The sequence below is a fragment of the Bradyrhizobium sp. UFLA05-112 genome, assembly GCF_053572325.1.
The window spans coordinates 126,467-148,278 of sequence record NZ_JBANBK010000008.1 but is presented as its reverse complement, the minus strand read 5'-3'; the positions used below and the strand labels follow the sequence as shown (position 1 = coordinate 148,278).

22 protein-coding genes and 1 pseudogene are annotated in these 21,812 nt (G+C 61.8%); 4 read left to right on the top strand and 19 right to left on the bottom strand.

What is annotated here, in order from left to right:
* Position 1 precedes the first annotated feature (1 nt).
* From SO180_RS07230 to SO180_RS07195, 8 genes are all read right to left on the bottom strand, one after another.
* Positions 2-1,012: a Gfo/Idh/MocA family protein gene (locus SO180_RS07230; protein WP_449378123.1), complete on the bottom strand. Its 1,011-nt coding sequence runs from the start codon at positions 1,010-1,012 to the stop codon at positions 2-4.
* Between the two features lie 28 nt (positions 1,013-1,040).
* Positions 1,041-1,970 (bottom strand): sugar phosphate isomerase/epimerase family protein, encoded by a 930-nt coding sequence (locus tag SO180_RS07225; RefSeq protein ID WP_449378122.1) that lies wholly within the window; start codon positions 1,968-1,970, stop codon positions 1,041-1,043.
* A gap of 10 nt (positions 1,971-1,980) precedes the next feature.
* On the bottom strand, positions 1,981-3,156 hold the full coding sequence (locus SO180_RS07220) for a Gfo/Idh/MocA family protein (protein ID WP_449378121.1): 1,176 nt from the start codon (positions 3,154-3,156) through the stop codon (positions 1,981-1,983).
* 25 nt (positions 3,157-3,181) lie between these two features.
* On the bottom strand, positions 3,182-4,084 hold the full coding sequence (locus tag SO180_RS07215; RefSeq protein WP_449378120.1) for a sugar phosphate isomerase/epimerase family protein: 903 nt from the start codon (positions 4,082-4,084) through the stop codon (positions 3,182-3,184).
* A gap of 179 nt (positions 4,085-4,263) precedes the next feature.
* Positions 4,264-5,286 (bottom strand): ABC transporter permease, encoded by a 1,023-nt coding sequence (locus SO180_RS07210; protein WP_449378119.1) that lies wholly within the window; start codon positions 5,284-5,286, stop codon positions 4,264-4,266.
* Positions 5,287-5,336: 50 nt separating this feature from the next.
* On the bottom strand, positions 5,337-6,875 hold the full coding sequence (locus SO180_RS07205; protein WP_449378118.1) for a sugar ABC transporter ATP-binding protein: 1,539 nt from the start codon (positions 6,873-6,875) through the stop codon (positions 5,337-5,339).
* A gap of 107 nt (positions 6,876-6,982) precedes the next feature.
* Positions 6,983-7,921, bottom strand: coding sequence for a sugar ABC transporter substrate-binding protein (locus SO180_RS07200; RefSeq protein ID WP_449378117.1), 939 nt, complete (start codon positions 7,919-7,921; stop codon positions 6,983-6,985).
* An 81-nt stretch (positions 7,922-8,002) separates the two neighbouring features.
* Positions 8,003-8,821 carry a TIM barrel protein gene (locus SO180_RS07195; protein WP_449378116.1) on the bottom strand — a complete coding sequence of 273 codons (819 nt, stop codon included), beginning with the start codon at positions 8,819-8,821 and terminating at the stop codon, positions 8,003-8,005.
* A gap of 327 nt (positions 8,822-9,148) precedes the next feature.
* On the opposite strand from SO180_RS07195, the pseudogene SO180_RS07190 reads away from it, so the two are divergent.
* Positions 9,149-10,047 (top strand): annotated as a pseudogene (locus SO180_RS07190) (LacI family DNA-binding transcriptional regulator).
* A 130-nt stretch (positions 10,048-10,177) separates the two neighbouring features.
* On the opposite strand, the gene SO180_RS07185 reads toward SO180_RS07190, so the two are convergent.
* Positions 10,178-10,657, bottom strand: a complete 480-nt coding sequence (locus tag SO180_RS07185) for a cyclic nucleotide-binding domain-containing protein (RefSeq protein ID WP_449378115.1) — start codon at positions 10,655-10,657, stop codon at positions 10,178-10,180.
* A gap of 248 nt (positions 10,658-10,905) precedes the next feature.
* Here SO180_RS07185 and SO180_RS07180 point away from each other — a divergent pair, with 248 nt between their 5' ends.
* Positions 10,906-11,139: a DUF6894 family protein gene (locus tag SO180_RS07180; RefSeq protein WP_449378114.1), complete on the top strand. Its 234-nt coding sequence runs from the start codon at positions 10,906-10,908 to the stop codon at positions 11,137-11,139.
* A gap of 528 nt (positions 11,140-11,667) precedes the next feature.
* Here the strand turns inward: SO180_RS07180 and SO180_RS07175 are convergent.
* The 5 genes from SO180_RS07175 to SO180_RS07155 form a co-directional block, all read right to left on the bottom strand.
* Complete coding sequence (locus tag SO180_RS07175; RefSeq protein WP_449378113.1) at positions 11,668-12,108, bottom strand: hypothetical protein; 441 nt, start codon at positions 12,106-12,108, stop codon at positions 11,668-11,670.
* Between the two features lie 85 nt (positions 12,109-12,193).
* Complete coding sequence (locus SO180_RS07170; RefSeq protein WP_449378112.1) at positions 12,194-12,529, bottom strand: hypothetical protein; 336 nt, start codon at positions 12,527-12,529, stop codon at positions 12,194-12,196.
* A 96-nt stretch (positions 12,530-12,625) separates the two neighbouring features.
* Positions 12,626-12,898, bottom strand: a complete 273-nt coding sequence (locus SO180_RS07165) for a curlin repeat-containing protein (protein WP_449378111.1) — start codon at positions 12,896-12,898, stop codon at positions 12,626-12,628.
* Positions 12,899-13,282: 384 nt separating this feature from the next.
* Positions 13,283-13,693 (bottom strand): hypothetical protein, encoded by a 411-nt coding sequence (locus tag SO180_RS07160; protein ID WP_449378110.1) that lies wholly within the window; start codon positions 13,691-13,693, stop codon positions 13,283-13,285.
* A gap of 29 nt (positions 13,694-13,722) precedes the next feature.
* Positions 13,723-14,598 (bottom strand): formylglycine-generating enzyme family protein, encoded by an 876-nt coding sequence (locus tag SO180_RS07155; RefSeq protein ID WP_449378109.1) that lies wholly within the window; start codon positions 14,596-14,598, stop codon positions 13,723-13,725.
* 65 nt (positions 14,599-14,663) lie between these two features.
* On the opposite strand from SO180_RS07155, the gene SO180_RS07150 reads away from it, so the two are divergent.
* Entirely contained in the window at positions 14,664-15,782 is a 1,119-nt protein-coding gene (locus tag SO180_RS07150; RefSeq protein WP_449378108.1) for a DUF4399 domain-containing protein, read from the top strand.
* Positions 15,783-15,873: 91 nt separating this feature from the next.
* Positions 15,874-17,106 (top strand): caspase family protein, encoded by a 1,233-nt coding sequence (locus tag SO180_RS07145; protein ID WP_449378107.1) that lies wholly within the window; start codon positions 15,874-15,876, stop codon positions 17,104-17,106.
* A gap of 61 nt (positions 17,107-17,167) precedes the next feature.
* Here the strand turns inward: SO180_RS07145 and SO180_RS07140 are convergent, their stop codons facing one another.
* Genes SO180_RS07140 through SO180_RS07120 form a run of 5 tightly spaced genes read right to left on the bottom strand, consistent with a single transcriptional unit; the run spans position 17,168 to position 21,810 of the window.
* Positions 17,168-18,166, bottom strand: coding sequence for an FAD:protein FMN transferase (locus SO180_RS07140; protein ID WP_449378106.1), 999 nt, complete (start codon positions 18,164-18,166; stop codon positions 17,168-17,170).
* A gap of 11 nt (positions 18,167-18,177) precedes the next feature.
* Entirely contained in the window at positions 18,178-18,726 is a 549-nt protein-coding gene (locus SO180_RS07135) for a nitrous oxide reductase accessory protein NosL (protein WP_449378105.1), read from the bottom strand.
* Positions 18,723-19,550, bottom strand: a complete 828-nt coding sequence (locus tag SO180_RS07130; protein WP_449378104.1) for an ABC transporter permease subunit — start codon at positions 19,548-19,550, stop codon at positions 18,723-18,725. Before SO180_RS07130 ends, SO180_RS07135 begins: the two co-directional genes overlap by 4 nt.
* Complete coding sequence (locus tag SO180_RS07125; protein ID WP_449378103.1) at positions 19,547-20,455, bottom strand: ABC transporter ATP-binding protein; 909 nt, start codon at positions 20,453-20,455, stop codon at positions 19,547-19,549. Before SO180_RS07125 ends, SO180_RS07130 begins: the two co-directional genes overlap by 4 nt.
* Positions 20,452-21,810 carry a nitrous oxide reductase family maturation protein NosD gene (locus SO180_RS07120; RefSeq protein ID WP_449378102.1) on the bottom strand — a complete coding sequence of 453 codons (1,359 nt, stop codon included), beginning with the start codon at positions 21,808-21,810 and terminating at the stop codon, positions 20,452-20,454. Before SO180_RS07120 ends, SO180_RS07125 begins: the two co-directional genes overlap by 4 nt.
* Between the last annotated feature and the right edge of the window lie 2 nt (positions 21,811-21,812).

Genomic DNA, 21,812 nt, shown 5'->3' with positions numbered 1-21,812 from the left:
GTCAGCGGTAGAGCGACGGCCGGTCCGCCATCGTGATGGCGACGAGCGCGCCTGCACTTTCCTGCGCGGCAACGCAGGCATCAGAGGTGATCGCCGCGACATAGCCGTCCCAGGAGCTCGGACCCGTTGCCGTCCCCTCCGCCGCTGCCTTCAGGAAGTCCTGAAGCTCGACGTCATAGGCTGCGACGAAACGGTCCTTCCAATCGGTCAGGATGTCGTTCTGCAATTTCGCGCCGAGCCGCAGCTCGATCGCCATGGGCTCGGGCAGGCGCGCGGTTCCGTCCTCGCCCACGATTTCGCACTGGATGTCGTAGCCGTAGTGGCAGTTCACGAAGATCTCGACGTCGATCAGCACGCCCTTCTTCGTTTCGAGCACCACCACCTGCGGGTCGCGCAGCTTGGCATGCGACCGCGTGGCTCGACGCGGAAACAGCACACGGGCCGAGACGTAGTCGTCGTCGAGCAGCCAGCGCAGCACGTCGATCTCGTGGATCAGCGTGTCGTGGATCGCCATCGGCGTGACGTAGGCCTCGGGCACCGTGGGGTTTCGATGGGCGGCATGGACCATGATCGGCGCGCCCGTTCGCGTCCGGATCGCCTCCTTGAGGGCGACGTAGCCCGCATCATAGCGGCGCATGAAACCAACCTGCACGAGCCGGCGGCCGAGAGCCGCCTCCGCATCGACGATCCGCCGCGCGCCCTCCGCCGTCGTGGCGAGCGGCTTCTCGCAGAAGCAGGGCTTGCCGGCAGCAATGGCTGCGAGAACATACTGCTCGTGCGTCGCGCCCCAGGACGTGACCAGAACCGCATCGACGTCCTTCGCCGTGACCAGTTCCTCCCCCGTCGCGTAGATCGCCGCATCCGGCGCCACGTCCGCCTTGACGGCCTCCGCCACCGCCCGGTTGACGTCGGTAACGGCAACGATCCGACCTCCCGCGAGCACGTTATTGATCCTGCGGGCATGGTCGCGGCCGATGGCTCCCGAGCCGATCACGCCGATCTTGACTGTCATTGCTGGTCTCACTTTCTGTTCGGTTGCGTTAGAAGCCTGCTCGCCGCAGGAAATCGCGGCTGGCCGCGAGATCGTCGAGAATCGAGCTGGTATTGCGGGGGTCGCGCTCCTGCTCGATCGTGATGTAACCGCCATAGCCGATGTCGCTGAGCAAAGTCCGAATAGCCGGATAGGCGATCTTGCCTCTGCCGATCGGGCACATCACGCCTTTGGCGCAAGCATCGAAGAAACGGATACGCTCGTTCATCACGGTACTGAAGACGCCTGGGTCAATGTCCTTGAAATGGATGTAGTCGGCGCGCTCACGGTATTGCCACAGCACCTCGACCGGATCCATGCCCGCATAGGCGAGATGGCCGGTGTCGAGGCAGAGGCCGGCAAGCTCGGACGGAACATCCGCAACGATGCGCTCGATCTCGTCGGCGAACTCGATGTAGCCGCCGGCGTGGGGATGGATCACGGCGCGCACGCCGTATTTGTCCCGGGCGAGCGCCGCAATCGCGCGAATGGTCTCGACCATGCTTCGCCACCCGCTCGCCGCGAGGCGCGGTGCGCGATCCGAATGGCCGGCCGCGAAGTCGCGCGCGTCGTGTCCCCAATCCATGACCGTGAGGTATGGCGCCTCATGACGCTGGCCATCATGGGTCACGGGTTTTGGAAGGCTCACGATCAGCGCGCAAATCTCATCAGTTTGCCGGAGCAAATTGTCACGGTTTTCCGGCGAGACCAAATCATCGAAGATGGTCCCTGCGACGATGCTGAGCCCGCGCCGCTCAAGCGCGTCCGAGACGCGGGCCGCATCGAGCGGCAGGTAGCCGTAAGGCCCGAGCTCGAGACCACCGAACCCGGCCTCCGCTGCTTCGTCAAGCACCTTTTCCCACGCCGGCAGGTGGGGATTCCTGACGTCGTCGACGCCCCAGCAGCAGGGCGCGGTCGTGATGGTGATCGGCTTGATCATCCCCGGCCCCTCACCGAAAATCCACCCACACCGAACCAGCGTTGGCGGAGCGCACGCAGTTCTCGATCCAGCGGACGCCTTCGGTACCGTCGTTGATCCCGGGATAGATCAGGCCATCGAGCGCAGCCTGGTCGCCTCGCCGCTTCGCGTCGATTGCCTGCGCGAGGCGCAGATAGACGTTCGCCCAGGAGTCCCCAAGGCCTTCAGCATGCAGGCCGCCCATCCGATCGCTGCCAAGTGACAGCTCGTCGAGGTAAGGCATGCCGTGGCTCATGAGTTGAGCCGGCCGGCCCTGCATTTCATGCCAGAGCTCGTTAGGATGGGCGTCGCGCCAGACGAGGCTGGCCTGCGAGCCGACGATCCGGATCGTCTGGGAGTCCATCGAGCCCGCACAGACCGACGAACACCACAGGCGGCCGACGGCGCCGTTGTCGTAGTGGAAGAGCACATAGGCGTTGTCTTCGAGCGGCGCGCGCGACTTGACGAAGCTCTGCCGGTCGCACAGAAGCCTGGTGACCTTCATATGCGGCAGCACCATCTGGCTCAGGTAATAAGTGTGTGTGGAGAGGTCGCCAAGCACGAATGTCGGCCCGCTCGTTGCCGGGTTCGTCCGCCACCTCTGCGCTTCGGACGCGTTGGAGTCGTCAGCCGAATTGAAGCCGTGGATGTAGCAGAGGTCGACCATGCGGATCTCACCCAGCACGCCCTTCGCGACCATGGCCCGCATTTGCAGGAGCATGGGAAAGGCCGAATAGGTGTAGGCGACACCGACGATCAACCCCTTGTCGGTGGCGAGCCGCTCGATCTCGCGACATTCCTCAACCTTGAAGAAAAGAGGCTTCTCGCAGATGACGTGAAGTCCGGCCATGAGGCAGGCCTTCGTGATCTCGAAGTGCGTGTGGTTGGGCGTCGCCACCGTGACGACTTCCACCCCGTCCGGCCGTCCCGCTTCTTCGCCGATCATGGTCCGGTAATCGGGATAGCAGCGCTCGCCATCGACGCCGATATTGATGCCGAAATCCCGTCCGCGCGCCGCATCGACATCGAAGGCCCCGCACACCAGCGTATAGGCCGTGTTGTCCCGCAGCGCGCCGGTCCGGTGTTTGTAGCCCACTTGGCCCGTCCGCCCACCGCCCACCATTCCCCAGCGAAGCGGGCGCTGGATCAATCTCTCACCGTTCAGCATGGACGCTCCTCGCTTTCCGCCCCGACTACTTCTTCCAGTGGCTGTCGACGTATTCCTGCATCTTCCGCCGCATGAACCGGCCGGATTCGTCGGCCTTGTCCTCCCATGCGAAGACGCAGGAGCTCATGATCCCGTCGAAGCCGATCTCGGCGAGCGTAGCGAAGAAGTCGTCCCAGGGAACTTCGCCCTGGCCTATGTTGAGATGCTGATGCACGCGGGCGTTCGTGCCCGGCGGATTGAGGATATAGCGCAGGCCGGACGAGGCCTTGTGATTGAAGGTATCGCCGACATGCACATGTGCCAGGACATCTGCACATTCGCGAAGCATCGCCTTGGTGTCATCGCCGAAATAAAAGGTGTGCGGCGCGCAATAGAGGAACTTCACGCGCTTGGAATTGACGGTCCGGATGATGTCGACGGCGGGCTGCAGGGTTTCGCACCAATCCTCAGGATGCGGTTCGATATGCAAACTAATGCCCTCTTTCTCGAAGATCGGCACCAGCTCCTCCATCGAGCGCCACCACGCGTCCTCACAGGTTTCGATCATCGAACCGGTATGGCAGCAGTAGCAGGAGCCCTTGTCCGGATGCGGCCCCCGCCCGAACTCGGAGTTCATCGTATCAACCTCCATCTCAACGGCGATCTCGATGGCACGCTTCCAGTGACGCACGGCGGCGCAACGCTCGACCTCGTCGTTGGACGCCCAGCGATACATCGGCAGCAGCGAGGCAATGCGGACGTCCGCTTGCTTCAGCGCCTGCTTGAAGGATCGGATGCGCTCCGGAAAAACGCGTGGAGCCTTGAACCATTCGAGAAAATCTTCCCGCGGCGAAAGCTCGATCCAGTCGTAACCGAGTTCTTTCACCTTGACGGGCAAGGCTTCCAGCGAGAGGTGCCGATGCATGAAGGGATCGAGCGCGATACGCATCTATCTGTTCCTTGGTGTAATCTGGTTCGATCTAAGGTCGATCCCGATCGGTGGACCGCAGCCGCCAGACCTGGATCGAGCGGACATCTGAGCAATACCGTTGCTTTGCCGGTTGGCCTCGAGTCCTCTGAAAGAGATCTCGTAGGCCGTGGCGAGTGTCGATGTTCAGGCGACCAGTCTCATGATTTCTTCTGCCGCTTCTTCTGGCGATGAACATCGGTCACGACGGCGGCCACGATGATCGCGCCCTTGATCATCTCCTGGTAGTAGGCGTCGATACGCAGGAATGTGAAACCGGAGATAACCACGCCGAAGATGATCATTCCGATTGTGGTTCCCAGGACCGAGCCGCGCCCGCCCGACAGCGACACCCCGCCGATCACCGCCATGGCGATCGCGTCGAGCTCGTACATCTGACCCATGCCGGCCTGCGCGGTGAGACCGCGCGCAGCCACGACGATGCCGGCGAGAGCGGACAACAAACCGGCGACGGCATAGATCTTGACGATGTGGCGTTCGACGTTGATGCCAGTCACGCGCGCCGCTTGCGGATTGGCTCCGATCGCATAAGTGAATTTGCCGTAGCGTGTGTAACGCAGCACCACATGCATCACCACGGCGACGAACAGGAAAATGAAGACAGGGGTGAGCTTGGAGCCCAACGCGGCGAAGCTCTCCGTCGGAAAGCTGATCGGTTGGCCCTTCGTGTACCACTTCGCGAAACCGCGCGCTGTCACCATCATTCCAAGCGTAGCGATGAACGGTGGAATTTGGGTGTAAGCAATCAGCGCACCGTTCACGACGCCGCACAGAAGGCCCGTAAGCAGCCCGGCGACGATCGGCACGACGACCGGCATGTCCGTCAGCGCTGGATAGACAGCACGGGAATAGGTGCTGACCTGGGCGAGACTCATCGAGATCATGGCCGTCGCGCCGACGATCGAGCCCGAGCTGAGGTCGATGCCGCCGGATATGATGATCTGGGTCACGCCTATGGCGATGATACCCACGACCGAGACCTGGAGGATCATGATCGACAGGCGTTGCGGGTTCGCCAAAAAGCTTTGCCCCTGGATCAGCCATCCCAGAATCTCGAACGTCGCGGAAATGCCGATGAGAACGAGCAGAATGCTCAACTCGGGCGGCAACCGCCGCGTCGGCTTCGGCACGGCCTGCACGGATTGAACGACCGCCTCTGTCATGATCGATTCCTCCTTTGCTCTCTCTTGTTCTGTAACTCGCGCGTCGCAGTTCAGCGTGCGGCGAGATCCATGATCTTGACCTGGTTTGCCTCGCCACGATCGAGAAACCCGGCCACATGTCCTTCGTGCATCACCATGATGCGGTCGCTCATCCCGAGCACTTCCGGCAGCTCCGATGAGATCATGAGAACGGCGACGCCCTCGGCGGCGAGGCCAGTGATCAGGCGGTGGATTTCCGACTTCGCGCCGACGTCGATCCCGCGCGTCGGCTCGTCGAGGATGAGAATCCGGGGCTTCGTCAGGAGCCAGCGAGCGATCAACAGCTTCTGCTGATTGCCGCCCGAAAGGTTTTCGACGATCTCGGCGAGGTCCGGTGTCTTGACCCTGAGCTTCGCCGCCATCTCCGCAGCGAGCCTCGTCACCGTCTTCTGGTCGACGAATCCGGCCGTCACATGCGCGCCGGTGATCAGTGCTGACTGGATGTTCGCGAGACAATCAAGGATCAGGAAGCAGCCGGTCTCCTTCCGGTCCTCCGTGAGGAAGGCGATGCCGTGCTTCATGGCGGTCGCCGGACTATCGATGCTGACCGGCTTGCCATCGATCAGTATCTGTCCGGCTTCGGCCGGTACCACGCCGAACAGCGCCTCTGCGACATTGGAGCGCTTGGACCCGACCAGCCCTGCGAGCCCGAGGATCTCACCCCGGCGCAACGTGAAGGAAATGTCGTGGAACACCCCCTTCAGGGTGAGGTTCTTCGCCTCCAGCACGACATCGCCGATCGGACAATCGACCTTCGGAAACATGTCGGTGATCTCTCGTCCGACCATCATCCGGATGATGTCGTCGCGCGTCACGTCCTTCGCGGCATGGGTGCCAACGTAGCGCCCGTCACGGAACACCGTGAATTCATCGGCGATCGCGAAGAGCTCGTTCATCTTGTGGGTGATGTAGACGATGCCGATCCCGCCGGCTTTGAGATCGCGGATGATCTCGAAGAGATGCTCCACCTCACGTTCGGTCAGCGCCGAGGTCGGCTCATCCATGATCAGGATTTTGGAATTGTAGCTCACCGCACGGGCGATCTCGACCATCTGCTTCTGTGCCACGGTGAGCTCGGAGACCTGTGCGATCGGATCCAGGCTCAAATTGAGCCGGTCGAACAACTCCCGCGTCATTGCCGCCATGCGCGCGTGATCGATCAAGCCATACCGATTCCGCGGCTCGCGGCGAATCCAGATGTTCTCCGCGACCGTCATCCAGTTCATCAGCGCCAACTCCTGGTGGATCATCGCGACCCCCTGCTCCAGCGCATCAAGTGGAGACTTGAGCGTAACGGGCGAGCCGAAGAGCCGGATTTCGCCGGCGTCGGGCTGATAGATGCCGGCGATGATTTTCATCAGAGTAGACTTGCCGGCCCCGTTTTCGCCCATGAGCGCATGGACCGTGCCCGGCCGGACGCGCAGACGCACGTCGTCAAGTGCAACCACGCCTGGGAATTCCTTGCGGATACCTTCGATCGCCAGAAGACCGTCCTGTTCGATCTTTTCCTTGTAGCGAGCGACCGCTGCCAGCGTTTTCGGACTCAGCATGGCCTTGCCTCCCGGCGTCGTGGGGTTGCGCGCGGTTTCTCCGCGCCCGCCGTCACCGGCCGCGGGCTCGCAAGGGAGCATGCCTACGGCCGGAAGACGTTCGGGACTCAGTTCTTGGTGAGATAGTTCTTGAGATTTTCCGGCGTCACGAGTTCGAACGGCACCCACACGGTGCTGTCGACCTTGCTGCCCTTGGCGAGCTTGAGCGCGGTCTTCACGGCGCCCTGGCCCTGACCGGCTGCGTTCTGGAACACGGTCACCGCAAGGTCGCCGGCCTGCATCGCCGCGAGCCCGTCCTTGGTGCCGTCAATGCCGCCGACGAGGATCTCCTTCGTCGAGAGGCCCGCAGTCTTGATCGACCCGATGCCGCCGATCGCCATCTCGTCGTTGTTCGGGATGAAAGCATCGAACTTGAGCCCGGCCGACAGCCAGTTGGTCATGAGATCGGCCGCCTGGGTGCGCGACCAGTTGGCGGCCTGCTTCTCCACGATCTTCATGAAGCTACAGTCCGGAGTGGCAATCACATCCTCGATGTCCTTGGTCCGCTGGCGGGCCGCCTGGTTCGAAAGTTCCCCCATCATGACGACAATCCGGGCTTCTTTCTTGCCTTTGTCCTTCAGCGCACGGCAGATTTCCTTGGTTTCAAGCGTGCCGGACTCGGCCTCGTTCGAGCCGACGAAGGCCTGATTGGATGGAAGCTTTTCGAGATTGACCGGCATGCGGTTCACGAAGACGAGCGGGATGCCGGCGTCCGCCGCGGCCTTGCTCATCGCTGCCGTGGCGTCGGTGTCGACCGGGTTGACGATGATGGCGTCGACTTTGGCCGCGGCGAAGTTCTGGATCTGGTTCAGCTGCTTGCCGACATCGTTCTGCGCGTCTTCGATCTGCAGCTTCACGTTCTGTTTGGCAGCGCTGTCCTGAATCGCCTTGCGGAGCACTGTCAGGAAATTGTCGTCGAACAGTGCCATCGAGACGCCGATGTTCTCGGCCAAGGCCGATCCGGACATGAGCGCCGAAATGGCGGCCGCGAGCACGAGCTTCCTCATTATTTCCTCCCGCGTTCTGCGTGGCCGGCGTCCACGCTGATTATGCCGGTCGTGTTTTCCGCCGCATGCCGGCGGCTGCCGTTACGCGGGCGTGAGAGAGACCCTCTCGTTCATGAAGCCAATTGATCGACGCAGCGCGCTCTCCGGATCGGCCAACGCGTGCACCGCCGGAGAGAATGCCTCGTACGAAATCGGCCCGGCATATCCGGCTGCCAACAGAGCTTCGATCTGGGCGATGTTGCCGAGCCGGTCCGCCTCGTCGACGAGAACCCGATGGGCATCGCGCATGTCGGCTACCGCGAGATCGACATCGACGACGCCGGAAACGTGGACGATGCCCGTATATTCCGGAAAAAGGGGACCGCCGCCGGCAAGGTGATGATGAAAGGTGTCGTGAACGAGCCGGTAATGGCGCGCGACACCGAGACTCTCGATCACTTCGATCGTTTCCGCCTTGCTGCGGAGCGAAGAAGTTTCGAAGCCGAGCGGCTCGACAAGGGCGATCATGCCCGCGGCCTCCAGCATGGGCGCGATCTCGCGTAAAGCAAGGCGCAGATTGCCGATCCGCTCGCCCGCGCCGAGGCCCCAGCCGTCGTTCCGCGGGATGAGGCTGATGGTCTCCGCCCCGCAAGCCGACGCAGTCCGGATCAGAACATCGACAGCATCGCGACGGGAATCTGACCAGTCGTTGAACGGATAGACCTGTGACAGGCCGACGATCCGCAGCCCCTGATCCTTCGCCTTGGCGGCCACGACGCCGGGCGCATCGCCATTGAATAGCGGTTGAGCCAGATCATTGCGCAGTTCGACGCCAATGCACCCAAGCCGCTTGGTAAGCGCAAGGAGGCCCTCGTAACGCAGCCCCGGCACCGTCATGTGATTGATCGCTATGGGCAGCATGTCCGCCTGTTCCTCCGGCCTGTTGATGTCTGGTTGTACGTTCGGCGTGTTGACGCTCGGGATGTAACGATGCCGAAGCAGTGAACGTCAAGGCGTGTGGGGTATTTCGCGTCATTACATGACGTATCATGACGCATTTATGAGGCGACTCCACCACGCCTATCGGGGACAAGCATGAAGACAGATATGTTTTGTATTACAGATATTTGATCCGCATTTCTCGACCGTTGGCTTTAATTCCCGTTCAGCGAGTCAAACTTGACGCGCCATGAAAGCATCAATATCGTTGAGATCAATGATGTAAATTACATCAGAATGCGCAGTGCAATGGCTGACAGACCGACCATCATCGACGTCGCGAGGGAGGCGGGTGTCAGCCCCTCGACCGTCGACCGTGTTCTCAACGGGCGCCAGAACGTCCGCTCCGACACTGCGCACCGCGTCTTCGCGGCTGCCGTGCGGGTCGGCTATCACGCCACTCGGCTGATCGAGCAGCGTCTGAACCCGGATCTACCGAATTTCCGGCTAGGCTTTTTGCTGACCAAACCGGAGCAGAGCTTCTATCAGTCGATGGCGCGGCATCTGGAGCATGCGGTCAAAACCGCTCCGGGCATTTCAGCTCAGGCGATCATCGAGTTCTGCCCGACACAAACAACCAAGGACATGGCACCTGTCTCTTATACACATCCTATGTCGGACTTAACAATCTCAAGGTAGGGCGTGTCGCGGCCTATATGCTTGCGACGGCCATGCACGAGCCGGGAAAAGTCGCGGTCTTCGTCGGCGGTCATCGCTGGCACGGGCATGAATTGCGAGAAACCGGCTTCCGCAGCTATTTCCGAGAATACCATCCAAGGTGCACAGTGCTCGATACTCTCGTCAACTTGGAGACGCCCCAACTCACGCATGAAGCGACGCTCGACCTGCTCGAGCGCCACTCTGACCTGAAAGGATTGTACGTTGCCGGAGGCGGCATGGAGGGCGCAATCTCCGCCTTACGCGAAGCGCGCAGGCCGGGAGAGGTAAAGCTCATCGTGAACGAACTGACGCCCGAATCCCGGGCCGCGCTGTCTGATCGCTATGTATTGTTGGCGGTCTGCACTCCACTTGAGGAGTTCAGCAGGGATCTCGTGTCTTTGATGATCAATGCCACGCGGGGCCCCGGCGAAGGCCTGCCCGGGCAACGCTTTCTGGAACCTCATCTGTATCTGCCGGAATCGCTATGACTGGGTAAGCGAACTCGAACGCACCGCCGAGCGGCGCCTTGAAGTACCAGAAGTCGTTCGAGCCGGGAACATGAGGTCCGGGACCTGAGTCGCAGTTGCTCCTGAACCAGACGACGCAGACGAATTTGAGTCATTGCCTCTCTTGAAGTGTCAGCAGTTTGGCGATCCGATTGTCGGCGCGGCGGAGTCGTCGACAAAGCTCGCGGTTGATGTTCTGCATCACCATCACATAGGCGTGGATGTCGGCCTTGTAGTACGCGTAGAGTTTTCCGGCCGTGAGTTCATACAGTACGGTTGGGCTCTCCGCGACGACGGTGGCTGATCGGTTCTGCATTTCGATCAGCGTCATTTCACCGAAAAAGTCACCCGGCTCGAGAGATGACATTCGAACGACGCGCCCGGAGTCCCCGAGCTTGCTCACTACGAGCTCGCCGGAGTGAACAATGAACATCGATCGCCCCGCCTCCCCTTCCGCTACGATGGTGGCGCCGACGTCGATGCGTCGCTCGATCAGCATTGAGAGCAAGAGATCGAGGCTTGCGTCTGAGAGGCCACCGAAAAAAGGGGTGGCGAGTAAGAACGCTTTCAGATCGGGCGAGCTGACGGCCATCGACCTAGTATATGCCTGCCTCCAGCGACGGCAAGCGGGCCAAGCCCAACGAGCAGGCCGCTGACGTTGAAGCCATTCCTCGCCCCCGAGATGGGTGGAGCGCATATTTCGGGGCGGACCGGTCGTCGCCCTGTCGGACTGCCAAGTCGCACCATGTGCGCGGGATCACGGACGTCGATTTGGCCGCCTAGTATGACTCCGGCATGCAGGGGTGAGCTTGCTCACCCGGATGTTGCAAGGAGGCGTACATGGCTCAGATTTATTTCCATTGTTCCAATGCTCGGGGCGTATTGATGGATCGTCGCGGCACATTCGTGTCCGATCTGATCGAAGCGTGCGAGGAGGCTACCCGCAGGGTTCGATCGCTCGTCGCAGCGAGCACCCTGGAAGACTGGCGTCATTGGGCCCTGCATGTCAGCGATGAGGCTGGCGACGAGATCTTCGTTCTCCCCTTCGCATTCGTGCTCGGCAGGCCGCACTGAGTGGATGCCATGTCGTCGGGGCTGCCCTCATACTTGGTTGTTCGTCAGGGCGTCGATGCGATTGTGACGGCGATCATCCGACGTGCCTTCGCCGGAGCGATGTTCGCGCAAGCGCATGCCGGTCGTAGCCATCGTGCCATCTCAAGTGCATCGCGCGACTCCAAATGGCACATTTGGGAAAGACCACTTAAAGCTCTTGCCTCCCGGAGTCGTGCAGTGCCTCTCTAATGGAGTTTGCGGATTGGACGGAACAACCGGGCCAGTCGCAGCGCCGGGAGCCTGCGTCATAGTTGGCTCGGTCGTGGTCGTTAACTGTGGTGCGGTGATCGGATCGCCGTCTGAGACCAGCGCCAGTCCAAGCGAACCCACGGTGTGAGCGGACGCTGAAGCCAGCACCATGGCCACAATCATCTTGTGCATGTGATGTCTCCCGTTTTGCGTGTCCCGTGAATTGAGCTGCGGCCTTCCCCGCGACCTCGACGGTCGCGGGACGTGAGAGGGGTGGTGGCGGCGACATTGGGGGGCTGGTCACATCTTGTTTTGCAGGCCCATGGCTTTCATCAACCTGTCGAGCGTCTGCTGCGATTGCGGCGAGGCACCTTTGCGGATCTGCCGGTAGACGTCGGCATCGGTCGGCGGGGGATTGTGATCGGCATCGCCATCGGCTTCGCCTGGAGCTGCCTGCGCATCCGGGCTTTTGCCAGCTTCTGCGCCGGTCGGATCACCCGCAGCGGGGTTGGAGCGCTGGACGATCGTCGCCGAGTTGCCGCCGCTATGTTGCTCGATGCTGGTGTAGCCGGGGGCCGTCTTGACCTGCTTCTCGGTCTTGGATGGATCGCCGCTCTGGGTGATCGTAGCAGAATTGCTGCCGTTGTTCACGGACGTCGTCTCGGCCCGCGCGGACGCGCTCGCCAGCGCAGCCATCAACATTGCGGCAAGCACAACCGACTGTCGTTGCATGGGTTTCATGTCTACCTCCTTGACGATGGCGTGCGTTGGGCGAGAGGAACGCTCCGCCCAATCGCCGTACCGCTGGCCCGATTGGCCAGCGGTCTTACCATTGATGGACCCTGACGCGGTTGCCATCGCCGATCTGCATGGCGCCGGCGCTGTTGTCACGGCCATGCTGGCTGGTTCCAGCAAAGTTGCCGTTCCCGAGCTGGGTCTGGTACGACGTGTTGTTCGTTCCGGACTGCCGGGCAGTCGCCGACATTCCGTTGCCGGCCTGCACTTGGCCGTTCATATTGTACTGGCAGTTCTGGCTGGTGCTATCACTCGATCCACTGCCGATCTGCGTCCTCGCGTGCACGCAGGCGGTGGTGCCGCCAGCGAATGCCGGAGCGGAGACCAGGGTCAGCGCGGCACTGGCAATCAACAGAAGCTTTTTCATGGATTTGTCCTTTCGAGGTCAGGAATGGAAAGGAGCGTGCGGGAACCTGCCGGCACGACTCCTTTCAGGGCGATGTGGGATCGCTCGGCTGCCGGCTTACCAGCGCCGCCGCTGCACCTGGTCCACACCGGCAAAGTTGCCGTCGCCGACCTGACCGATGCCAGCGTTGTTGTTCCGGCCGACCTGGTGGATGCCGGCACCGTTGTTGTTGCCGTACTGAATGACCTGGCTGTCGTTGGTGTGACCGCGCTGATACGTCACGGCGTCGTTGCCGTTGCCGCTCTGCACGATGGAGGACGAGTTGCCAGCATAAGCCGAAGACGCGAGCGAGAGCACGGCCGCCGAGACGAGGAGGATGGAGCGAAACATAATATTTTCCCTTTGGATGATGTCGAACCGCGTGATTGCCGTTCGATGATTTGACGATAGGCCTCGTCGGCCCCCAATTCTGTGCGCGGAGTCACGCATGGTGGAGCAGCGCTTTTGCATTCGCATCGCGAATTCGCTGCATCCAACGAGCGGTACGCGAATGCGTTGAAGCTCACGACTCAGCCGTGCGCGCGCAAGCGATCAGAGGATTTTTCCAACCACATCGAATCACGCCGGTGTTGGACGCACAGCGATCACGTGCACCGCTGTAACAGCCTTTCTGACTCTTGGCGTTCGATGGTCGTGCGCGATCAGAAGACGCGCTCGGATCTCAATGCGCGGTCGATCACCACGTCTCTTGCGGACAATTGTCCGGCGACCTGCTCAAGGATTGGGGCCGGCGCGATTGGACGCTTCGGTCGCAACCGCGTTGCCGATCAGGAGATCGATCGGAATGCCTTGTCCACTGCGGCAGGTCAGCAACCCCGAGCCTGATGCTCCGGATGCGACGATGCGGCATTCATCGTCGTCCATGATCAATGTGCCTTCCAGTCGTCCGGACGACACTTTCAACTGCACGCGCGCCTGCTTCTGCTCGACGCCATTGACGCTGCACAGGCCAACGTGCCGCAGCGTGACTGCTCCTGAATAATCCGCGGCCTGGTGCGTTGCCGCTTTCGCGATACTTCCTGCAATCTCCCATTCGTGGAGATAGCCGATGTGCCCACTGATGGTGTGGGATTGCGCCCAAGCAGCGGAAGTCGCCCCAGTCAGCACGAGTAGTGCCACAACCATCGAACGCATCGTACTCGCGGGCGCCATGACTACGGCAGCTCCCGCACGACACGAAAGCCGTTGGCGTAGTAGCGAACGTCAACGTCGTAGCGAAACCTCGCCGACGATCTGACGTCGCTGCCCTTGCTGAGAAAGTTGCCCCCGCGCAGCACCCGCAGGCGGCAGTCGCCCGACGTCCAGGCCGATGCGTCCTTAGGCGCATTGCGATAGGAGTCGTTCCAGCAATCCTCGACCCATTCCGCAGCATTACCTGATGTGTCGTAGAGCCCAAAGCCGTTTGGCCGGAACGAACCCGCTGGCACGACCTGCTGCTTGATCGGACTACCACAGCCCTCGCACTGCGCATGACCGGCGCCGATGTCCCTGCCCCACCAGAATGGCGTTTTGGTTCCCGCGCGCGCGGCATATTCCCATTCCGCCTCGCTGGGCAGACGGTATTTTTGCCCGGTTCTCTGCGACAGCCAGGCGACGAACAGCTTGGCGTCCTCCCAGCTGACATTGATCACCGGCCGATCGCCACGTCCCCAGCCGTGATCCTCGGGGCGCACCCTGCACGCGCCCGTATCAGCGCACTGATCCCATTCCGCGAACGTCACCTCGCGGCGGCCGATGGCGAAGGGTTTGCGAATGCTGATCGAATGCTCAGGCTTCTCGTAGGGCGTGTCATTGGATCCCATCACGAACTCTCCCGGCGGCACGATCACAAGCTCGGGACAATTGTCGCAATCGCGAAATAGCTCTCCCGGCTCCGGATTGGCGCTTTGCTGGGCTACCCTGGTGTCTGATGACGCGGACGGCGGGTCCGCGGACGGGCTGTTGCTCAGCCCTCGCTGGTCGCTCGCTGCAGTACCTGCAAATTCAACGAGTGTTATGAGCAAAATCACAGACAAGACGGCGGATCTCATGTCTTGATCTCCGGTCGGCTCGAACGATCGGGAGTATGCACACGTCACATTCAATGCGGAATAACATGCTTCATTCGGCCGCAACCGGCAAGGCGGCGGTCGCGGCGCCGAATTTCGGTTTACATTGGGCGGCAAAGGAATATCGTTCCACTTCTCCCCTTCGTATTGCCGGATGGGGATACTTTCGACACGCAATTATTTCAGTTTCCCGCGGCCAGCGCGGTCCAGATTGTGGTCCATGCATTGGGAATATTGCGATGATGCAGCGATTGCTGACATTGGTTCTGGTTCCATTTGTCGCCGGATTGATCCATTGCCACGCCGTGCAGGCGCAGGCCCAGACGGGCGGACCGACGCCGTCGCCGCCGGGGGCTGCTGTTTATTTCATCGGGTTGAAAGATGGCGACACGCTGCCAACCAAGGCCACCCTGCATTTCGGGCTGCATGGCATGGGCGTCGCGCCGGCAGGTTCGGACCGCGCCAATAGCGGGCACCATCATCTGATAGTTGACTCGCCAACGCCGCCACTGAATTCCGAAATTCCCAACGACTTCCAGCACCTGCATTTCGGCGCCGGACAAACTGAGGCTGAGATTTCGCTGACGCCCGGCGAGCACACCTTGCAGCTTGTGTTCGGCGACAAGAATCACGTTCCGCATTCCCCGCCGGTGGTCTCCGAGCGGATCAAGGTCAAGGTGACTGACCAAACTGCTCCCGCGGCGGCTCAAGCCCCTCCTGCGACGGTTCAAGCCGCAGCCGGCGGACGTCGCCCCTCACCGAAAGATGCCAAAGTTTATTTCATCTATCCGAAGAACGGCTCCTATATTTCTCCGAACCCGGTGATCCGTTTTGGCCTGTTGAATATGGGCGTGGCTCCGGCGGGCTACGACAAGCCCAACACTGGCCATCATCATCTGCTTGTCGATGCCGAACTGCCTCCGCTCGACCAGCCGATCCCAAACGACTTCAACCACCTGCACTTCGGTGCCGGCCAGACCGAAGCGAAGATCACCCTTCCGGTCGGCCAACACAAGCTGCGCCTCCTGTTCGCCGATTTCGCCCACGTGCCGCACGATCCGGCGGTTTTCTCCGACGTCATCAACGTCACCGTGACGGAGAGCGGCCAGCCGCCGAGAAAGCGCTCCAAGTACCGCCATCGTTCCTGGCGGAGTTACGGATATTGATGCAGCGATGAAACTACGCCACCTCTTGATCTCCTGCCTCTGCCTTGTCGTCGGCGCGACGTTCGCCAACGCGGCAGCAGCGGAGCGTCGCGTGGCGCTGGTGGTCGGCAATTCCGCCTATAAAAACGCATCCACGCTGTCCAATACCATCAACGACTCAAATGCGATCGCAGCGTTGTTCAAATCGATCGGCTTTGAAGTCGTCATTTCGCGCAACGACCTTGGCGTCGTCGAGTTCAAACGAACCGTGCGGGAATTCCTCATCACGGCAGAGAACGCCGACATGGCGGTGGTCTATTACGCCGGCCACGGCCTCGAGATCGGCGGCACCAACTATCTTATCCCGGTGGATGCCCGGTTGAGCCGCGACTACGACGTCGACGACGAGGCTATCGCGCTCGACCGCATCATCTGGGCGCTGCAGCCAGTACGCCGCCTGCGCCTGATCCTGCTTGACGCCTGCCGTGATAACCCCTTTGCGGCCAAGCTGCGCTCGGCAGGCCGCACACCGTCCAGAGGCGGGCTCGCGAAGCTTGACGAAGTCGGGGCCGATACGCTGGTCGCCTACGCCGCGAAAGCGGGCTCGATTTCCTACGACGGCGACGGCGTCAACAGTCCCTATGCAATCGCGCTGCTGAAACACCTTGCCGAGCCTGGCGTCGACATTCGGATCGCACTCGGTCGTGTCCGCGATGCGGTTATCGCCATGACCGGCGGGCGTCAGGAGCCGTTCATCTATGGCTCCCTTGGCGGCGCAACCATCTCCTTGGTGTCACCGTCGGACGCAACAAGAGTCGCGCCGGCGGCTGCCCCAGCGCCACCCCCGGTTCCGGTGCCGACCTTGCCGAAGCCGCTCATGGTCAGTCCAGCGCCGGGAACGCCAACCACTGCGCCAACCGTAAACGCAGGGCTCCCAAAGATGCCCCTTCCGGCTCAGGCGGCGCCCCAGACGACAGACCCTTGCGTCCGCGACGAAGCGAGGCTGGCGCGTCTGCGCGCCAACCCCGCGCCGGAAGAAATCACCAACTTCCAACGCGAGGTCGCATGCAGTCGGCTGCGCCCGCAAGTGCAGCGCCTATTCGAAAGTTATGTGGGCGATACCGCTCTGCCCCCCGGCGGGACTTCGGCACCGCAAACGGCTCCGAGACAACAGGCTCAGAATGAGTCCACCCGTTCCGAAGACGCTTGCACCCGCGACATGGCGCGTCTGCAGACCATGCGCGCTGAACCTACACTTGAGGCGATCACCAAGTTTGAGAACGAATTGGGCTGCGAGCGGCTCCGGTCTCAGCTCCGCCGACTGCGCGAGAGCGTCGCACCTTGATTTTGTCGCTTACGGAACGAATCCGCGGTCGCCCTTCGGTTCTGTAGCCTGAAGCGACGTCTCACGCGCCACATACGGTCAAACGACCATTTGCATCGATCAGGCGCGCCTGGACATTCGGACGGCTGGCGACGATATCCCGTATGCGAGGAATGGCCATCAAGCTGAAGGCTGTCGAGAGAGCATCAGCTTCGGTTGCGCTCGGTGCGACCACGCTGACCGTTCGATAGAGCGACGGACTTAGTCCCGTTGTGGGGTCAAAGAGGTGAGTAAAGCGACCCGCGGCGTCGAAACGGAATCCGGCACCGGCCGTTGTCGCGACGGCGCGGTCGACGAGATCGATCGTCTCGGTGAGAGCGCCTGCTTTGTCCGGATCTGCAAGACCGACACGCCACGGCCCGCCCTCGGGTCGCGGCCCGATTGCGCGTATCTCTCCCATATTGATCAAGCTCGTCGACAAGCCGGCCTTTCGCAGCTTCTCGACGACCTTGTCGGTCACAAACCCCTGTGCAATGCCGTTCAGAGTAATCGCAGCGCCGCGGTGTGCCAGGGCAATGCGATCTGGCCTCACCAGCAGTCCGCGGCGACCGACCCTGGTCAGCACTTCAGCGAGTTGCTCCCACTGCGGACCGTTCGGATCCGGATGCTCCGAAGAAAAGTGATCGGCATAGAGCCGCCACAACGGCTGAACGGTCGGATCGAATGCGCCGCTGGTCAGGTCGGCAAAGGCCAGCGAGGCCTCCAGCAGAGCCACCATGTCCGGGTCCGGCGCAACGAGGATGCCCGTGGAGTTGAGCGTGCAGATCGCGGACTCCTGCCGATACAAGCTGAATTGCTGCTCCAGCCTGCGCACGTCGAGAAGACAGCTGCCGACCAATCGCGCTGCCTCGGCACGGTCCGGATGATAGATCTCCATCGAGACCTGCGCCCCGAGCGCCGAACCATGCCAACGCACGGCCTCTTGCGCCCGAGCCATACGTGAGCCGCTCGCGAGGGCCGAGCCGAGCGCCGTCGCCGTGATTGCAATCATCCGTCGCCGCGAGAGAGTTGGCTTGCGCATCATCGAGGTCCTCAGTTGAGCCTGACATCGCCACGATCATGTTCGACAGACTCGCTTGCCGCATCGCTACCCAGCACGTACGCGTCGGGAATTTCCGTAAGCGTCACGACCCGCCCGCCGTTATCGGCCGCGAACCCATCGGCTGCCGCCCGGTTCCCGAAGGACACTGCCTCCGCCGCCCCCATGCCGCCCTGCTTGCGGCTTTCGATCACGAAGAAAGCTTTCCGCGCGTCGATCCAGTTCGTTGCGCCAGGGTCCTCCCAACTCGTTGCCCGGGCCATGTCCGAGACGTAGATCGCCCGGATGTCACGCGGCTGATCCGGCATCAACGTGAACGCCACAGTATCCCGGACGGAGGTGAACCAGAACGGATCGATGCGGCTCGCCGTGATGATCTGCCCCTTGGGTCCGGGATGCTCCATCAGGTTCATGCCGCAAAAGACGCCCATCGCATCGCGCGTAAGAGGAAGCGGCGGCGGCATGTTGGTGTTGCCCGTGTCAGGATTGCAGCCAAGAAGCAACGCCGCGATGATGATCGCACCGACGGATCTTCGGGTCATAGTTCCCTCCGTGCGAAGAAGGTCGCCGCAAGCCCGAGCGGCGCCACAATCCAGACCAGCAGCCCCAGCAGGAGCGTGGCAATCCCGGTGGTGGCCGTAGCCGACAGCCCGGCCATGCCGGAAAACTGGCTCACATTGAATCCCGTGAGATTCGCCAGACGGTAAAGATCAGTGGGATTGAGAAACAGAAGCCATTCGAGGACCCTTGCCGAGATAATCTGTCCCTGGTCGATCACCAGGATCCCAAGCAGTGCCATATCGAACACCAACACCATCAAAAGCCAGATGCCGACCGACAGGCCCGCCGCGGTGCCACGGTCGCGGACGAGACTGCTGATCAGGTATCCTATCGCTACGAATACAGCCCCAAGCATGATCGACGTTCCAAGCATCGAGGCGAAGGCGTACCAGCTCGCCGCCAGGACAGAGGCGCCGGTGATCGCGAGCGCAGCGGCGGCTGCGCCATAACCGAGGATCGTCGCGAAGGCGAGGATCAGGACATGACCGCAGAATTTGCCCAGGATGACCTGGCTGCGACCGACGGGGTAGCTCAGCAGCAGGATCATCGTGCCCCGCTCCATCTCACCGACCACCGCATCGTGCGAGATCAGAAGTGCGATCAACGGCAACAGAAAGATCGTCAGGCTGGACAGGCTGACCACCACCACGTCGAGGGCACCGGCACCAACGTTGCCGGTCGGAGCGCTGCCGAGGAACGTCAGCGACAAGGCAAGACTGGCGAGCAGCAGCGTGGTCGCCAATACCCAGCGGTTCCGCAGGCCTTCCTGGATCTCCTTGAAGGCGATGACTGCGACTGTCCTCACGCGGCCTTCTCCTGCGTGTCGAGGAAGTGTGCGTAGAGATCGTCGAGGGTCGGTGCCGCAATTTCGATATTCTTGACGCGGGGATCGCTCGCAGCCGCGCGCAACAGATCCATTTTCCCCTTTTCGTCAGCCACCAGCACGGTTCTGCGGCCTGCAGCCGAAAAGGTTTCGTCCGCGATCGGGGCAATGGCGTCATCGGCGCCGGCCACCAGATCGAGCGAGACCCGGATCGGCAACTGCGAGAGCGAGCGCAACTCCGCCAACGTGCCCTGTGCGACCAGCCGGCCGCGATTCATAATCAGGACATGCTCGGCGCGATCTTCGAGTTCGTTGAGCGCGTGGGATGAAATCAGGACGGTGGCGCCACCGTTCCGCAATTCGTTCAGAACTTCGTAGAACGTTTGCCGCAGCGCCGGATCAAGTCCCGTGGTCGGTTCATCCAGCAACAGCACGCGTGGCTGCCCGAGCAGCGCCTGCGCCAGGCCCAGTCGCTGCCGCATGCCCTTGGAATAGGTCCCGACGCGGCGATCGGCGGCATCGCTCAATCCGACGCGGTCGAGCAGCGCCCACGCCGAGGCCGGCTCGATCCTTTTCAGGCGCGCATAGAATGCCAGCGTTTCGCGCCCTGTAAGGGCCGCATTGAACGCGACGTTTTCGGGAAGATAGCCAAGAAGCCGACGCGCCGAAAACTCGCCCGCCGCCGGATTTTGCCCCATCATGCGAATTTCGCCGCGGTCTGCGTGGATCAAACCCAGCATCAATTTGATCAGCGTGGTCTTGCCCGCACCATTGTGGCCGACCAGCGCACTCAGCCGCCCGGGGACGAGAGAGAACGAAACATCACGCAGCGCTCGCACCTTGCGATAACTCTTGTCGACGCCGGTCACGGACACGGTCGCGGTCATCTGAAACTCCGCTCGGGAGAGGGCTTCGGCGGCGGCGCCACCAGCGGATGGCTGTCGACAATGCCGCCGGGATAGAGAGCCGGAAACTGCGCTTGCGCCCAGCGCAAGACCTGCACCGCCGGGCTGTTGATCAAGACCTTGGCGGACGGCGCCGTCCACAGCACGCGGTCGACCAGATCGTTGGGCCGATAAGCAGTGTCGGCAATGCCGTCACCGTTCAGGTCGAACGCAGGGTTGTCGCTCCAGTAGTTGCCGCGGCCGCCCTTGGACCAGTCGAGATCGCGCGTGCCGACGTACTTGACCTGGTTGCGGTTACCGACGAAGGCATTGCCGGAAATCTCATTGCCTTCTGAGCCGGCGGTGAAGTGGACGCCGATGCCGCAACGTTCGAACCAGTTGTTGCGGAACTTGTTGTGGTTGGTGTTGTAGATGAACACGCATTTTTCCGGCCCGCTGCCGACGTCCCGCGTCGGCCGTATGTCGGGCACCATCTCCTTCTCACCGTCCACCCCTTCGCGGCTGACCGCGACATTGTCCAGCGGTCCGCCGACGACCCGGTTACCGTCAATCTCGGCGTAGTTGGCGTAGTTGAACAGTATCCCGTAGTCCCGGTCGCGATCGGAGATGTTGTTGCGGATCACCAGTCGGTTCGAATACATGATGGCGTAGCCGACAGTATTGCGCACGGAAACGTTGCCGCTAACCTCGCTGTCGTTGGTGTACATGTAGTGAATCGCGAAGCGCACCTGTTCGAAGCGGTTGTTGATGAAGCGGTCCTTGCGGCTGCTGATCGTGAAGATGCCGTCTCGACCATAGCGGAAGGTGTTTTCCGCGATGGTGACGTCTGGCGCGTTCCAGAGCGACACGCCATTCCCGCTCTCGCTGCGGCGCCCCTCGCGCAATCCTTCGATGATGTTGCGTTCGACGTGGGATCCCGCTGCGCCGTGAACGTAGATGCCAAACAGGTTTTCTTCCAGGCGGTTGTTTTCGATCACCGTGCGCTCGGCGGTCTTCTCGAGAAAGATCCCTGAATTCATGGCCTGAAGGTCGCGGCCGGATTCCCTGATCGTGATGCCGCGGATCGTGACGTCAGGCGCGGCGACAGTAACGACGTTGCCGGCCCCGCCGCCACTGAGCACGGCGCCCGGTCCCCCGGTCAAAACGAGGCGACGGTCAATCCTGATCGCACCTCGGTAAACGCCGGGCGCCAGCTTGACGACGTCGCCTTCCTGCGCACGGTCCAGCACTGCCTGAAGCGGCTGGTACGCGACAGCTTTCAGCTCAGCCGCGGCAGCGGGACCGAAGACTCCGGCGGCGAGGATCGCCGCCGGAATGAGTCGTTGCAGGAAAAACACTT

Excerpts from the sequence above, each read along its gene's own strand:
- SO180_RS07155 (WP_449378109.1), bottom strand. The coding sequence starts at position 14,598 with ATGAGATCCGCCGTCTTGTCTGTGATTTTGCTCATAACACTCGTTGAA.
- SO180_RS07225 (WP_449378122.1), bottom strand. The coding sequence starts at position 1,970 with ATGATCAAGCCGATCACCATCACGACCGCGCCCTGCTGCTGGGGCGTC.
- SO180_RS07195 (WP_449378116.1), bottom strand. The coding sequence starts at position 8,821 with ATGCTGCCCATAGCGATCAATCACATGACGGTGCCGGGGCTGCGTTAC.
- SO180_RS07210 (WP_449378119.1), bottom strand. The coding sequence starts at position 5,286 with ATGACAGAGGCGGTCGTTCAATCCGTGCAGGCCGTGCCGAAGCCGACG.
- SO180_RS07160 (WP_449378110.1), bottom strand. The coding sequence starts at position 13,693 with ATGGTTGTGGCACTACTCGTGCTGACTGGGGCGACTTCCGCTGCTTGG.
- SO180_RS07200 (WP_449378117.1), bottom strand. The coding sequence starts at position 7,921 with ATGAGGAAGCTCGTGCTCGCGGCCGCCATTTCGGCGCTCATGTCCGGA.
- SO180_RS07230 (WP_449378123.1), bottom strand. The coding sequence starts at position 1,012 with ATGACAGTCAAGATCGGCGTGATCGGCTCGGGAGCCATCGGCCGCGAC.
- SO180_RS07150 (WP_449378108.1), top strand. The coding sequence starts at position 14,664 with ATGCTTCATTCGGCCGCAACCGGCAAGGCGGCGGTCGCGGCGCCGAAT.
- SO180_RS07125 (WP_449378103.1), bottom strand. The coding sequence starts at position 20,455 with ATGACCGCGACCGTGTCCGTGACCGGCGTCGACAAGAGTTATCGCAAG.
- SO180_RS07215 (WP_449378120.1), bottom strand. The coding sequence starts at position 4,084 with ATGCGTATCGCGCTCGATCCCTTCATGCATCGGCACCTCTCGCTGGAA.
- SO180_RS07220 (WP_449378121.1), bottom strand. The coding sequence starts at position 3,156 with ATGCTGAACGGTGAGAGATTGATCCAGCGCCCGCTTCGCTGGGGAATG.
- SO180_RS07205 (WP_449378118.1), bottom strand. The coding sequence starts at position 6,875 with ATGCTGAGTCCGAAAACGCTGGCAGCGGTCGCTCGCTACAAGGAAAAG.
- SO180_RS07185 (WP_449378115.1), bottom strand. The coding sequence starts at position 10,657 with ATGGCCGTCAGCTCGCCCGATCTGAAAGCGTTCTTACTCGCCACCCCT.
- SO180_RS07140 (WP_449378106.1), bottom strand. The coding sequence starts at position 18,166 with ATGCGCAAGCCAACTCTCTCGCGGCGACGGATGATTGCAATCACGGCG.
- SO180_RS07135 (WP_449378105.1), bottom strand. The coding sequence starts at position 18,726 with ATGACCCGAAGATCCGTCGGTGCGATCATCATCGCGGCGTTGCTTCTT.
- SO180_RS07170 (WP_449378112.1), bottom strand. The coding sequence starts at position 12,529 with ATGAAAAAGCTTCTGTTGATTGCCAGTGCCGCGCTGACCCTGGTCTCC.
- SO180_RS07180 (WP_449378114.1), top strand. The coding sequence starts at position 10,906 with ATGGCTCAGATTTATTTCCATTGTTCCAATGCTCGGGGCGTATTGATG.
- SO180_RS07165 (WP_449378111.1), bottom strand. The coding sequence starts at position 12,898 with ATGTTTCGCTCCATCCTCCTCGTCTCGGCGGCCGTGCTCTCGCTCGCG.
- SO180_RS07175 (WP_449378113.1), bottom strand. The coding sequence starts at position 12,108 with ATGAAACCCATGCAACGACAGTCGGTTGTGCTTGCCGCAATGTTGATG.